This is a genomic window from Streptomyces sp. NBC_00727, assembly GCF_045161745.1.
Classification (GTDB): domain Bacteria; phylum Actinomycetota; class Actinomycetes; order Streptomycetales; family Streptomycetaceae; genus Streptomyces.
In genome coordinates this window covers 5289755-5302721 of sequence record NZ_CP108981.1, presented here as the reverse complement: position 1 = coordinate 5302721, position 12967 = coordinate 5289755, and the positions used below count along the sequence as shown (strand labels likewise).

General features: G+C 71.7%; 12 protein-coding genes. 1 reads left to right on the top strand and 11 read right to left on the bottom strand.

Features of this window, described 5'->3' with window-relative positions:
* Nucleotides 1–43: 43 nt before the first annotated feature.
* From rplS to OG242_RS24120, 6 genes are all read right to left on the bottom strand, one after another.
* Nucleotides 44–394: a 50S ribosomal protein L19 gene (gene rplS, locus OG242_RS24145; protein WP_405900139.1), complete on the bottom strand. Its 351-nt coding sequence runs from the start codon at nt 392–394 to the stop codon at nt 44–46.
* A 128-nt stretch (nt 395–522) separates the two neighbouring features.
* Nucleotides 523–1344, bottom strand: coding sequence for a tRNA (guanosine(37)-N1)-methyltransferase TrmD (gene trmD / locus OG242_RS24140; RefSeq protein WP_405900138.1), 822 nt, complete (start codon nt 1342–1344; stop codon nt 523–525).
* Nucleotides 1344–1949: a ribosome maturation factor RimM gene (rimM, locus tag OG242_RS24135; protein ID WP_405900137.1), complete on the bottom strand. Its 606-nt coding sequence runs from the start codon at nt 1947–1949 to the stop codon at nt 1344–1346. Before rimM ends, trmD begins: the two co-directional genes overlap by 1 nt.
* Nucleotides 1950–2028: 79 nt before the next feature.
* Nucleotides 2029–2268, bottom strand: coding sequence for an RNA-binding protein (locus tag OG242_RS24130; protein ID WP_005311361.1), 240 nt, complete (start codon nt 2266–2268; stop codon nt 2029–2031).
* Nucleotides 2269–2270: 2 nt separating this feature from the next.
* Nucleotides 2271–2711, bottom strand: a complete 441-nt coding sequence (gene rpsP, locus OG242_RS24125) for a 30S ribosomal protein S16 (RefSeq protein WP_018521398.1) — start codon at nt 2709–2711, stop codon at nt 2271–2273.
* A gap of 157 nt (nt 2712–2868) precedes the next feature.
* On the bottom strand, nt 2869–3462 hold the full coding sequence (locus tag OG242_RS24120; protein ID WP_018521397.1) for a hypothetical protein: 594 nt from the start codon (nt 3460–3462) through the stop codon (nt 2869–2871).
* 536 nt (nt 3463–3998) lie between these two features.
* Between OG242_RS24120 and OG242_RS24115 the strand changes: the two genes are divergently transcribed.
* Nucleotides 3999–4844, top strand: coding sequence for a class I SAM-dependent methyltransferase (locus OG242_RS24115; protein WP_405900136.1), 846 nt, complete (start codon nt 3999–4001; stop codon nt 4842–4844).
* A gap of 61 nt (nt 4845–4905) precedes the next feature.
* On the opposite strand, the gene ffh is transcribed toward OG242_RS24115, so the two are convergent.
* The 5 genes from ffh to OG242_RS24090 form a co-directional block, all read right to left on the bottom strand.
* A complete protein-coding gene (gene ffh, locus OG242_RS24110) occupies nt 4906–6453 on the bottom strand; it encodes a signal recognition particle protein (RefSeq protein WP_405900135.1) in 1548 nt (515 codons plus the stop codon).
* A gap of 110 nt (nt 6454–6563) precedes the next feature.
* Entirely contained in the window at nt 6564–9017 is a 2454-nt protein-coding gene (locus OG242_RS24105) for a [protein-PII] uridylyltransferase (protein WP_405900134.1), read from the bottom strand.
* Between the two features lie 50 nt (nt 9018–9067).
* On the bottom strand, nt 9068–9406 hold the full coding sequence (locus OG242_RS24100; protein WP_020572989.1) for a P-II family nitrogen regulator: 339 nt from the start codon (nt 9404–9406) through the stop codon (nt 9068–9070).
* On the bottom strand, nt 9403–10752 hold the full coding sequence (locus tag OG242_RS24095; protein WP_405900133.1) for an ammonium transporter: 1350 nt from the start codon (nt 10750–10752) through the stop codon (nt 9403–9405). The genes OG242_RS24100 and OG242_RS24095 overlap by 4 nt, the downstream gene beginning before the upstream one ends.
* Nucleotides 10753–11147: 395 nt before the next feature.
* On the bottom strand, nt 11148–12623 hold the full coding sequence (locus OG242_RS24090; RefSeq protein WP_405900132.1) for a hypothetical protein: 1476 nt from the start codon (nt 12621–12623) through the stop codon (nt 11148–11150).
* Nucleotides 12624–12967: the final 344 nt, after the last annotated feature.

The following is a 12967-nucleotide window of genomic DNA, read 5'->3' as shown; positions in this document are numbered from 1 at the left end:
GAGCCAGAGCTTATCCGGACACCCTGTGGACCAGGCAGTCAGCTCAGCGGTCGCGCTTCTCCTTGATCTTCGCGGCCTTGCCGCGCAGCTCACGGAGGAAGTACAGCTTGGCGCGACGGACGTCACCGCGGGTCACGAGCTCGATCTTCTCGAAGATCGGGCTGTGCACCGGGAAGGTGCGCTCGACGCCGACGCTGAAGGAGACCTTGCGGACCGTGAAGGTCTCGCTGACGCCCGCGCCCTGGCGGCGGATGACTACGCCCTTGAACTGCTGGACACGGGAGCGGTTGCCCTCGATCACGCGGACGTGAACGTTGACGGTGTCACCGGGGCGGAACGCCGGGACGTCGGTACGCAGCGACGCGGAATTGACGTCGTCGAGCAGGGAAGCCATGTTGTCTGCTTTCTTCGCCGATGCCACAGGTCATCGACGGGAGAGTGATGAATGCTAGGGGCCGGTCGCGTCGGACGGGCGTCGTGTCCCCCTGTGGCAGGGGCGCACGCCGGACGGACAGCAGCGGCCTATTCTTCCACGGCCTCGGGCCTGCGCCAAAATCGGCCACCGGGCTCGGGCGACCAGCCGAGGATGGAGAGCATCTCCCGGTCCTTCTTGTCGAAGCCGGAGGCCTCCCACCGCTCGATCAGATCGGGCCGGTTGGCGGCCGTACGGCGCAGCGCCTCGTCCCGCCGCCAGCGCGCGATCCGCCCGTGGTGGCCGCTGAGCAGCACGTCGGGGATGGACCGGCCGCGCCACTCGGGCGGCTTGGTGTAGACGGGCCCCTCCAGGAGGTTGGCCATCGCGCCGGGGGCGAAGGAGTCGTCCTGGTGGGAGGCGGCGTTGCCGAGGACGCCGGGCAGCAGCCGGGCCACCGCCTCGGTGATCACCAGCACCGCGGCTTCCCCGCCCGCCAGCACGTAATCGCCGATGGACACCTCGACGACCCGCATCCGGGTGGCGTACTCCTCGGTGACCCGCCGGTCGATGCCCTCGTAGCGCGCCGGGGTGAAGACCAGCCAGGGGCACGCGGACAGTTCGACGGCGAGCTCCTGGGTGAACGGCCGGCCGCTCGGCGTGGGCACCACGAGGACCGGGGCGTGCGCCCCCGCCTCGTAGCCGTCCGCCAGCGCCTCGTCCAAGGCGTCGCCCCACGGTTCGGTCTTCATGACCATGCCGGGGCCGCCGCCGTACGGGGTGTCGTCGACCGTGTTGTGGCGGTCGTACGTCCAGTCGCGCAGGTCGTGCACATGGACGTCGAGGCGGCCGGACGCGCGGGCCTTGCCGACCAGCGAGACGTTCAGCGGTTCCAGGTACTCGGGGAAGATCGTGACGACGTCGAGGCGCATCAGGCGTCCTCGCCCTTGGACCCGGAGCCCTCCGCGCCGGAGTCCTTCACCCCGGAGTCCTCGTCCTCCTCGCGCGCGGAGGCCACGACCGCCTCGCTCTCGTCGATCAGACCGGGCGGCGGGGTGATCACCGCGCGCTGCTCCTCCAGGTCGATCTCCGTGACGATCTCCTCGACGAACGGGATCATCACCTCGCTGCCGTCCGGCCGCTCCACGATGAAGAGGTCCTGGGACGGCAGGTGCGTGATCTCGGTGATGCGGCCGATCTCGGTGCCGTCGGCGAGGACGACGTCCAGGTCCATCAGCTGATGGTCGTAGAACTCCTCGGGATCCTCCGGGAGTTCCGCCGGGTCGACGTCGGCGATCAGCAGGATGTTGCGCAGCGCCTCGGCGGCCGTACGGTCCTTCACGCCCTCGAAGCGCAGCAGCAGCCTGCCGCTGTGCACCCGGCCGGTCTCGATCGTCAGCGGTCCCGCCGTGGCCGGCTCGGTGGCCAGGACGGCTCCGGGCGCGAGCCGCAGCTCCGGCTCGTCCGTCCGCACCTCGACGGTGACCTCGCCCTTGATGCCGTGGGCGCGACCGATCCGCGCGACTACCAACTGCACCTTGTGTCTCTCCTGTCGTACGACGACGGGCCGGGGCGGGCGCTTGGCCCTCCCCGGCCCGTGCCGGTGTTCAACTCTGTCAGCGAACCTGATCCACATCGACGAGGTCGACGCGGATACCGCGGCCGCCGATGGCGCCCACGACGGTACGCAGCGCGCGTGCGGTGCGGCCGTTGCGGCCGATCACCTTACCGAGGTCGTCGGGGTGGACCCGGACCTCGAGCACACGGCCTCGGCGCAGGTTGCGCGAGGCGACCTGCACGTCGTCGGGGTTGTCGACGATGCCTTTCACGAGGTGCTCGAGAGCCTCCTCGAGCATGCTCAGGCCTCGGTCGACTCGGCGGGCGCGGCAGCGTCAGCAGCCTCGTCCGCCTTCTTGTCGGCCTTCTTCGCCTTCGGCGTGATGGCCTCGCCCTTCGACTCCTCACCGTCACCGGCGAGGGCCTCGAACAGGGCGCGCTTGTCGGCCTTGGGCTCCGGCTGCAGCAGCGGCGCGGGGGCCGGGAGGCCCTTGTGCGCCTGCCAGTCGCCGGTGAGCTTCAGGATCGCGAGAACCGGCTCGGTCGGCTGGGCGCCGACGGACAGCCAGTACTGCGCACGCTCCGAGTTGACCTCGATGCGCGACGGGTTCTGCACCGGGTGGTACAGACCGATCTCCTCGATGGCCCGGCCGTCACGGCGGGTACGGGAGTCGGCGACGACGATGCGGTAGTGAGGCGAACGGATCTTGCCCAGACGCTTCAGCTTGATCTTGACTGCCACGGAAGTGGTGTCTCCTGGTCTATGACGTGGTTGGGCACAACGAAGATGCCACGTGGGGTTGCGGTACTCGGGTGCCCGATGGACGCGTCAGCCGGAGGAGAGAGGGGTCCTGTGCGACTGTCGAGTACAGCTAGCCATTGTGCCACACCACGTCGGCTCACCCCACCGCGACCGCTGTCTCCGGGATCCGGAACGGCTTTCCGCAGCCGCCGCAGACGATCGGGGCCTGGGCGAGGACCGAGGGGACCACGCGCACATTGCGCCCGCAGTCGCACACGGCCTTGACCCGCACGCCCCCTCCGGAGGAGCCGTGCCGGGCGGCGGGGCCGCGGAAGGAACGCTTGGTGTCGGCGGCGGTGGCCACGGTGTGCGCCTTGAGGGCGCGCTGCAGCCGCTCCGTCGTCGGCCGGTAGCGCCGCTTGGCCTCGGGGTTGAGCGTGACCAGCGAGAAGCCGCTGCTGGGGTGGGGCTCCTCGGCATGGTCGAGGCCCAGCTCCTCGGCGATCGCCAGGAATCGTCGGTTGTGATATCGGCCGGCGCGCGAGGTGTCGCGGACACCTCTCGCGGCGGCAATGCCGTGGACTGCCTCGTGGAGCAGTCGCTCGAAGGAGAGCTCGGCGCCACAGGCGGACGAGGACTCTCCGATCAGGGACTCGGGTGCGGCGAGATCTGGCAGCTCGGGGTGGTACCGCTGAATGTCGGCCCACGCCTGCGCCAGCTCTGCGGCAAGTACAGGTGGTGTCGTGCTCACGTCGTGACCAACGAGCGCGGGGCCCTCGGTGTTCCGATTCCGGGCCATCCCAAATATTTTGCACGTACCAGTCAGTTGACGTTCATGCGTCCTGACGAGGGCGGGTGCGCTGATCTGCGGAGAAGTCTCACAGCTCGCACCAAGCCGGTACGTAGCGGCGCGTACGCCTGCGCGCGTAGACGCGGTACGCGCCCCCGGCGCCGGGCCGCCCGGCGCACGGACGCGCCGGCGGCGTCACGCAGGGTGCCCGCACCGCCCTGACGTGCTCGACGTGCCCGTCCCGGCGTGTCGGGTCAGACTGGGACCGGCAGAGGACGAGACGGATCCCCCTGGGGCGTCCACGCCGTCCGGGTGCGCCGGTGCCGTCGTGCGCCGGACGGCAGCGCGGACAACCACGCCCCGCAGACCTCTGGACGCGGCGCCCGTTGCGCAGTTCCCTGGCTTACGGGGGAAGCGCGGCACCAGGGCGGGAGGCCGTCCACTCGGGCACGACCGATCGGCAGAACCGGCAACCTCGGCGGATTGGGGCGCATTCCATGACACCAACGCTCGTTCGGCACCACCGGCACACGGAGTCGTCCGCCCCCGCGGACGGCGCCTCCCGCGCCCGTGACTGGGCCGAGATCCAGGAACGGATGCTGGCACCGCTGTACGAAGCGGTGTACACGCGGCTGGAGGCGGGGCCCGCCACGCGGATGCTCTCGCTCGGCTGCGGCTCCGGTCTGGCGCTGCTGATGGCCGCCGGCCGCGGAGCCCGGGTCACCGGCGTGGACACCGACCCCGACCGGCTCGCGCTGGCCCGGGCCCGGCTGCTGCCCACGTCCGAGGACCACGGCGCACCCGCCGCCGCTCCCCGGCTCACGGACACCGTCGCCGCCGCGGCTGAGGGCGGGCCGCACAACCTGATCACCGCCTTCACCCCGATCGGCTGCGAGGCCGGGGACGGCGAGGAGCTGGTACGGGCGCTGGAGACGGCCGTCCCCTCGGCGGACCGGGGTTCCACGGTCGTCCTGACCGGCTGGGGCCCGCCCGAGCGGTGCGCGACGGAGGCGGTGCTGCGGGTGGCCGGCCGGCTCGCCGACGACGGGCGCACTCCGGGCGGCGGCTGGCGCGGCCCGCGCCGGGACGATCTGGAGGACGTGGCCTTCCGGTCCGGGCTGAGGCCGGACGGATCGGGCCGGGTGGCCTGCCCGTTCGGTTACGCGGACATGGACAGCGCGGTACGCGGCCTGCTGTCGACCCGGCTGTTCGAGGCGGCGGTCCGGGCGACGGACCGGTGGCAGGTGGAGAAGGAGCTCGCCGAGGCCCTGCACCCGCACCGGCGCCCGGACGGCACGGTGTGGATGTCCAACGTGTTCCGCTACCTGGTCTGCACGGCGTGAACGTACGCCGGAGGGGCGCCCACCGTGTGTGGTGGGCGCCCCTCCGGCATGACGTGGGCCGTCAGCCCATGAACTTCTTGAACTCGTCCGGCAGCTCGAAGTTCTCGGCGTCCTGGCCGGCCGGGAGACCGGGGACGCCGTTCTGAGCCGCCTCGCGGCGGGCTGCCGCGGCCTGCTCCTCGGCCTTGCGCTTCATCGGGTTGCCGCTCTTGCGCTTGCCCTTGGCCTGCTTGACCTGCTTCTTCTGCCGGCCGGGGCCGCCGCCCATGCCGGGCATGCCGGGCATCCCGGGCATGCCGCCGCCCTGGGCCATCTTCGACATCATCTTGCGGGCCTCGAAGAACCGCTCGACCAGCCCCTTGACGGCGGAGACGTCTGAACCCGAGCCCTTGGCGATACGGGCCCGGCGCGAGCCGTTGATGATCGTCGGCTCGGCGCGCTCCTTCGGGGTCATCGACTTGATGATCGCGGCCATGCGGTCGATGTCGCGCTCGTCGATGTTGTTGATCTGGTCCTTGATCTGCCCCATGCCGGGAAGCATGCCGAGCAGCTTGGAGATGGAGCCCATCTTCCTGACCTGCTCCATCTGCGCCAGGAAGTCGTCGAACGTGAAGTCCTTGCCCTTGCTCGACGCCAGCTTGGAGGCCATCTTGGCGGCCTCTTCCTGGCTGAAGGTCTTCTCCGCCTGCTCGATCAGGGTGAGCAGGTCACCCATGTCGAGGATGCGCGAGGCCATGCGGTCCGGGTGGAACGCGTCGAACTCGTCGAGCTTCTCGCCGTTCGAGGCGAACATGATCTGCTTGCCCGTGACGTGGGCGATCGACAGGGCGGCACCACCGCGGGCGTCACCGTCGAGCTTGGAGAGCACCACGCCGTCGAAGCCGACGCCGTCGCGGAAGGCCTCCGCGGTGTTGACCGCGTCCTGGCCGATCATCGCGTCGACGACGAAGAGGATCTCGTCCGGGCTGACGGCGTCGCGGATGTCCGCGGCCTGCCGCATCAGCTCCTGGTCGATGCCGAGGCGGCCGGCGGTGTCGACGATGACGATGTCGTGGACCTTGGTCTTCGCGTACTCGATGGAGTCCTTGGCGACCTGGACCGGGTCGCCGACACCGTTGCCCGGCTCGGGGGCGTACACCGCGACACCGGCGCGGCCGGCGACGACGCTCAGCTGGTTGACGGCGTTGGGGCGCTGGAGGTCGCAGGCGACGAGCAGCGGGGAGTGGCCCTGGCCCTTGAGCCAGAGGCCGAGCTTTCCGGCGAGGGTCGTCTTACCGGCACCCTGGAGACCGGCGAGCATGATCACGGTGGGCGGGTTCTTCGCGAACCGCAGCCGCCGGGTCTCGCCGCCGAGGATGGAGACGAGCTCCTCGTTGACGATCTTGATGATCTGTTGGGCGGGATTCAGCGCCTGCGAGACCTCGGCCCCGCGCGCCCGCTCCTTGACGTTGGCGATGAAGGACCGGACGACTGGCAGCGCGACGTCGGCTTCCAGCAGAGCGATACGGATCTCGCGAGCCGTGGCGTCGATGTCCGCCTCGGACAAGCGGCCCTTGCCCCGGAGGTTCTTGAAAGTCGCGGCAAGGCGGTCGGAGAGAGTATCGAACACGGCGCTCGTCGGTCCTCAGGGTCGGGGGCGGGTCGGGTCAGTAGGTTCCCAGGGTATCCGGACGCCGGAGAACGCCAAGACCTCGCCCGGCACCGGACCCGGAGCGGGGCTCAGCCGAGCGCCTTCTCGACCTCCTGGGCCAGCTCCGCCGCCCGCTTCGGCGACAGCGGCTCCCCTTCCACGTCCGTGACGTAGACCGTGTCCACCGCGTTCGCCCCCAGCGTCGACACATGCGCGCTCCGCACCCGTACCGCGCTCCGCTCCAGCGCGTGCCCGATGCGGTGCAGCAGTCCGGGGGCGTCCTGGGCCCGCACCTCGATGACCGTGGCGAGCCGGGAGCCGGCCGGGGCGACCGTCACCCGGGGCGGCGGAGCCTTCACCCCGCGCCGGCGGGGGTAGGCCGCCTCGCGCTCCGCGAGCCGGGCGGGGATGTCCAGGCTGCCGTCCAGGGCGCGTACGAGGTCGGCGCGGAGCCGGGCCTCCTGGGGCAGCGAGCCGTACTCGGCGGCCACCCGCCAGCTGAGCAGCAGCAGGTCCGCGGACTCCCCCAGCTCCGTGGGCAGCTCCACGGCGCGCAGGTCGGCGGCGCGGACGGTGAGGCGGTGCAGGGCGAGGACCCCGGCGGCGGCGGGCAGCACGCCGGGCCGGTCGCGGAGCGCGATGAGGAGCTCGACGCCCACCGGCTCGGGGGCGCCCTCCTCGTGCGGGGTCTCGGTCCTGGTGTGCAGGGCGAGGACGGGGCCGCCGGTGCGCAGGGCCTCGATCGCGAGGCGTTCCTGCTCGGCGCTCGGGGCGGCCTGTTCGGGTTCCTCGGGGGCCTCCCCCGCGAGGACCTGGGCGACGCGCTTGACGAGTTCGGTGACGAGGGAGGCGCGCCAGGCGGACCAGGCGGCGGGCCCGGTGGCCAGCGCGTCGGCCTCGGTCAGGGCGTGCAGCAGCTCCAGGGTGGCGGCGGTGCCGACGGCGTCGGCGACGGCGCGGACGGTGGCCGGGTCGTCGAGGTCGCGCCGGGTCGCGGTCTCGATGAGCAGGAGGTGGTGGCGTACGAGGGTGGCGATGACGCCCACGTCGTGCTGGTCGAAGCCGATCCGGGCGGCCATGTCGCGGGCGATGACCTCCCCGGCGACGGAGTGGTCGCCGGGCCAGCCCTTGCCGATGTCGTGGAGCAGGGCGGCGACGAGCAGCAGGTCGGGGCGGCCGACGCGGCGGGTGAGCGAGGAGGCGCGGACGGCGGTCTCGACGAGGTGGCGGTCGACGGTCCAGGTGTGGACGGGGTTGCGCTGCGGGCGGCAGTGGACGCGTTCCCAGTCGGGCAGGAGGCGGGTGATCAGCCCTTCGGCCTCCAGGGCCTCCCAGACGGGGATCGTGGCCTCGCCGGCGCCGAGCAGGGTGACGAGTTCCTCGCGGGCCTCGGCCGGCCAGGGCACCGGGAGCGGCTGGGCGGCGGTCGCGAGGTGGCGTACGACGTGCCGGGAGAGGGGCAGTTCCGACTGGGCGGCCGCGGCGGCGGCGCGCAGCACGAGCACCGGGTCGCGTTCGGGCCGGGCGGTGCGGGCGAGCACGGCCTCGCCCTCGGCCTCCACGACGCCGTCGGCGAGCGGGGTCCGGTCCGGGACCGGGTTCCGGCCGCCGCCGAGCAGGGCGCGCAGCCGGGGCCGGGCGGAGCGGGCGCGCAGGACCCGGTTGACCTCGCGCCAGGTGACGTCGGTGGCGTACGAGACGGTGCGGGCGGCCTCGTAGACCTGGCGCAGCAGGGCGTCGGCGTCGAGGAGGCCGAGGGCCTGGGCGACCTGGTCCTGTTCCTGGAGGGCGAGGCGGTCGGTGGCGCGGCCGGTGGTGAGGTGGAGGGCGTCGCGGGCGTCGAGGAGGACGCGGCGGGCCTCGGCGAGTCCTTCGCGGGGGGCGTCGGCGACCCAGGAGGCGGCGACGGCGCGCAGGGCGGTCACGTCGCGCAGGCCGCCCCGGGCCTCCTTGAGGTCGGGTTCCAGGAGGAACCGCAGTTCGCCGTGGCGTTCGGCGCGTTCGCGGCAGAGCTCGTGGAGGTCGGGGAGGCGTTTGGGTGCCTGGTTGCGCCAGTCGGCGAGGATCGCGGTGCGCAGGGATGCGACGAGGCCGAGGTCGCCGGCGACGGGCCGGGCGTCGAGCAGTCCGAGCTGGACCTTGAGGTCATCGCCCGCGGTCTTGCGGGCCTCGGCGGGGGTGCGTACGGAGTGGTCGAGGGCGAGGCCCAGGTCCCAGACGGGGTACCAGACCCGGTCGGCGAGGGCGGCGAGGGCCGAGGCGTCGGCGGTGCCGTCGTGCAGGAGGAGGAGGTCGAGGTCGCTGCGCGGGGAGAGTTCGCCGCGGCCGTAGCCGCCGACGGCGACGAGGGCGGCGCCCTGGACCCCGGCGTGCCGGGCGGCGCCGGTGAACAGGGTGGTGAGCCAGTCGTCGGTGAGGGCGGCGAGGGCCGCACGGCGCGGCGGCCCGGGCCGCTCCTTCTCCTGGAGAAGGCGCAGCCGGGCCGCCGCGTAGCCGCTGGGGCGCGAGTCCTCGGATTCGGTGGTCGCTTCGATGCTCGTCACCCAGCTGCCCTTCCGTGTGCGGAACCGTGCGAAACAGTGGACCGGTGCGGTCAGAGCGCGTCCGGGCCGCGTTCGCCCGTACGGACCCTGACGGCGGTCTCGACGGGGACGCTCCAGACCTTGCCGTCGCCGATCTTGCCGGTTCGGGCGGCCTTGACGACGACGTCGAGGAGCTGTTCGGCGTCCTCGTCCTCGACCAGGACCTCGATGCGGATCTTGGGGACGAGGTCGACGGTGTACTCGGCGCCCCGGTAGACCTCGGTGTGGCCGCGCTGGCGTCCGTAGCCGCTGGCCTCGGTGACGGTGAGGCCCTGGACGCCGAAGGCCTGGAGGGCCTCCTTGATCTCGTCGAGGCGGTGGGGCTTCACGACTGCGGTGATGAGCTTCATGCGTCCACCTTCTTGTTCGTCGGGGCGGCCGGGCCGGTGGCGGGGGCGGCGGTACGGGAGGCCGCGCCGCCGCCGGCACCGCTGAAGTCGTACGCGGTCTCCGCGTGTTCGACCTGGTCGATGCCGGAGACCTCGTCGTCCTCGTCCACGCGCATTCCGAGGATCTTGTCGACCAGGAAGGCGAGGAGCGCGGAGACGACGAGAGAGTACGCGAGGACCGCGAAGACGCCGACGGCCTGCTTGCCGAGCTGGTCGAGGCCGCCGCCGTAGAAGAGGCCCTTGACGTCGGACTGGACGCCGCCGGTGGCGAAGAAGCCGACGAGCAGCGAGCCGATGATGCCGCCGACGAGGTGGACGCCGACGACGTCGAGGGAGTCGTCGTAGCCGAGCTTGTACTTGAGGCCGACGGCCATGGCGCACAGCGCACCGGCGATGGCGCCGACCGCGATGGCGCCGAGCGGGCTGACCGCGCCGCCGGCCGGGGTGATGGCGACGAGTCCGGCGACCGCGCCGGAGGCCGCGCCCAGGGTGGTGAAGGCGCCGTGGCGGATCTTCTCGTAGGCGAGCCAGGCGAGCATCGCGGCACCGGTGGCGACCTGGGTGTTGACGAACATGACCGCGCCCACGCCGTCGTCGTTGCCGAGCCAGGAGCCGGCGTTGAAGCCGAACCAGCCGAACCAGAGGAGCCCGGCGCCGAGCATGACGAGCGGCAGGCTGTGCGGCCGCATCGGGTCCTTCTTGAAGCCGACGCGCTTGCCGATCACCAGGATCACGCCGAGGGCGGCGGCACCCGCGTTGATGTGGACGGCCGTACCGCCGGCGAAGTCGATGACGCCGAGCTCGTACAGCCAGCCGCCCGTGCCCCACACCCAGTGCGCGACCGGGAAGTAGACGACGGTGACCCACAGCGTGATGAACAGGGCCCAGGAGGTGAACTTGACCCGGTCGGCGAGGGCGCCGCTTATCAACGCGGGCGTGAGGACGGCGAACATCAGCTGGAACACGGCGAAGACGTAGACCGGGATGGTGTAGCCGTCCCAGAGTTCCGTGACGCCGATCCCGCTGAGGCCGACGAAGTCCTGGCTCCAGCCGATGACGGAGCCGGCGTCGGTGCCGAAGGCGAGGCTGAAGCCGTAGAGCACCCACAGGATCGTGACGATGCCGAGGCTGATGAAGCTCATCATCAGCATGTTGAGGGTGCTCTTGACACGGACCATGCCTCCGTAGAAGAAGGCGAGGGCCGGGGTCATGAGCATCACCAGGGCCGAGCAGATGAGCATGAAGCCGGTGTTGGCGGCAGACAGCGTCGGGGTGTCTGCGGCAAGCGTCGTGATGCCTGGGGGCATCGGCGTCTCCTCGTCGTCGGTGCGGCCGCGTGCGGGCGGTGGGGGCACAACCACTGCGGAACCACGGGGGAAAGGTGCGGGCCGGTTGCGCCGGCCGGTCCCATGAGCCACGAGGTTCGTCCAGTGCCGTTTCGGCCGGTGCGCCTTGATGTTTCGCCGCAGTGACGAAGGGGAGCGACGTGTTACGTCCCCATGAACCGCACATGCCCTGCCCACGCTCCCGCCCACTCTGCGGCCCGGGCCGCATACGGTGCGGTTACGACGCTCCGGCGGGGGAACGACCACACGAACCGGCCACGGCGATCACCCGTTGACCTGGCAATGGGGGGAGCCGAAGTCGGTCTGTGCTGGGTGATCGTCGTGGCCGGGGCAGGTGGGCCCGTGACGTGGTCGCGCTAGACGGCTTCCACGGTCTCGGGGAGCTGTTCGATGAGGAGTTCGGTGAGCCGGGCGACCTCGGGCACGTCCCCGAAGTCCCTGGCGGCGGTGTCGACGGTCTTGCGGAGCCGGGTGTTGACGCGCTCGGAGCGGACCTTCCTGGCGACGCGCAGCGCCTGCTCGGCCGGCCCGGTGGACGCCTCGGGCTCGCCCTTGAGCAGGTGGACGGTGGCGAGGCCGATGAGATTGAGCGCGTAGGAGCGCTGGTGCTCGTCGTCCTCGCCGAAGAGCTGGACCGCCCTGCGCATGACGGGCTCGGCGAGCGAGGCGTACGTGGGGCTGCGGCCGGCCACGTAGGCGAGGTCCCGGAAGGAGTGCGAGTTCTCGCCGTTGAGCTCGGCCTCGGAGAAGAAGCGGACCCAGTCCGGCTCGGGCTCGCCGTCGACCCCGGCGTCGAGGAAGGTGTCCTCGGCCATCCGGACGGCCCGCTTGCACTTGCTGGGCTGGCCCATGTTGGCGTAGGCGCGGGCCTCCATCGCGTACAGCATGGCCTGGGTGCGCGGGGTCGCGCAGTCGCGGCTGCCGTACTGGGCGAGGTGGATCAGCTCCAGGGCGTCGTCCGGGCGGCCGAGGTGGATCATCTGGCGGCTCATGCTGGACAGGACGTACGAGCCCAGCGGCTTGTCACCGGCCTCCTTGGAGGCGTGCAGGGCGAGCACGAAGTACTTCTGGGCGGTGGGCTGGAGGCCGACGTCGTAGCTCATCCAGCCGGCCAGCTCGGCCAGTTCGGCGGCGCAGCGGAACAGGCGCTTGGAGGTGGCGGCGGGCTGGGGCTCCTGGAGCAGGTCGGTGACCTCGTGGAGCTGGCCGACGACGGCCTTGCGGCGCAGCCCGCCGCCGCACTGCGCGTCCCACTGGCGGAACATCGCGGTCGTCGACTCCAGCAGGTCCAGCTCGGGGCCGGAGAGCCGGGAAGGGCGGCGGGAGACGGTGGCGGGTTCCGGTTCGGCGGCGGGGGCGCCCACGACCGGCACCAGCCAGCGCTGCATGGGCTCGATGAGGGCGGGACCCGCGGCAAGGGCGAGGGAGCTGCCGAGGAAGCCGCGGCGGGCGAGCATCAGGTCGCTGCGCGAGAACTCGCTGAGCAGGGCGACGGTCTGCGGCCCCGCCCACGGCAGGTCGACACCGGCCACGGAGGGTGCCTGGTGCGGGGTGCGCAGGCCCAGGTCCTCGACGGCGACGACGCTGCCGAAGCGCTCGGAGAACAGCTCGGACAGGATGCGCGGGATCGGCTCGCGCGGCTGCTCGCCGTCCAGCCAGCGCCGCACCCGGGAGGTGTCGGTGCTGATGTGGTGGGCGCCCATCTGACGCGCCCGGCGGTTCACCTGACGCGCCAGCTCGCCCTTCGACCAGCCGCTGCGCACGAACCACGAGCCCAGTTGCCCGTTCGGCTGCTTGCCGGCATTCGTCTCGCCTGCGCCGCTGCCACTCACGGATAAGCCCCCATCCCGCCGAATACCTGTCGCGCGAAGCACTATCAGAATGCCGCGAACTCATGTCGCCCGTACGGGTGTTGCGCCCGATCGAACAGAAAACCGGGTTGCCTCCGGCATACCCGCGGACGCACATACTTCCACGGTTCGTGTACCGACGGTAATCCCACGATCACCGGCTCGGCGAGGGCCTTTGCGCAATCGCCACCATTCGCCACCCCTTCGATTGAACGCCACCCCCGTGGGCCGCGATTCACTTGACGGGGCGATCAGTACCGGCGCAAGGAAGCGCCGGGGGGCGCGCGGACGGTTGCACGCTCCTCTTCGTAACCACCGGCGAGCCG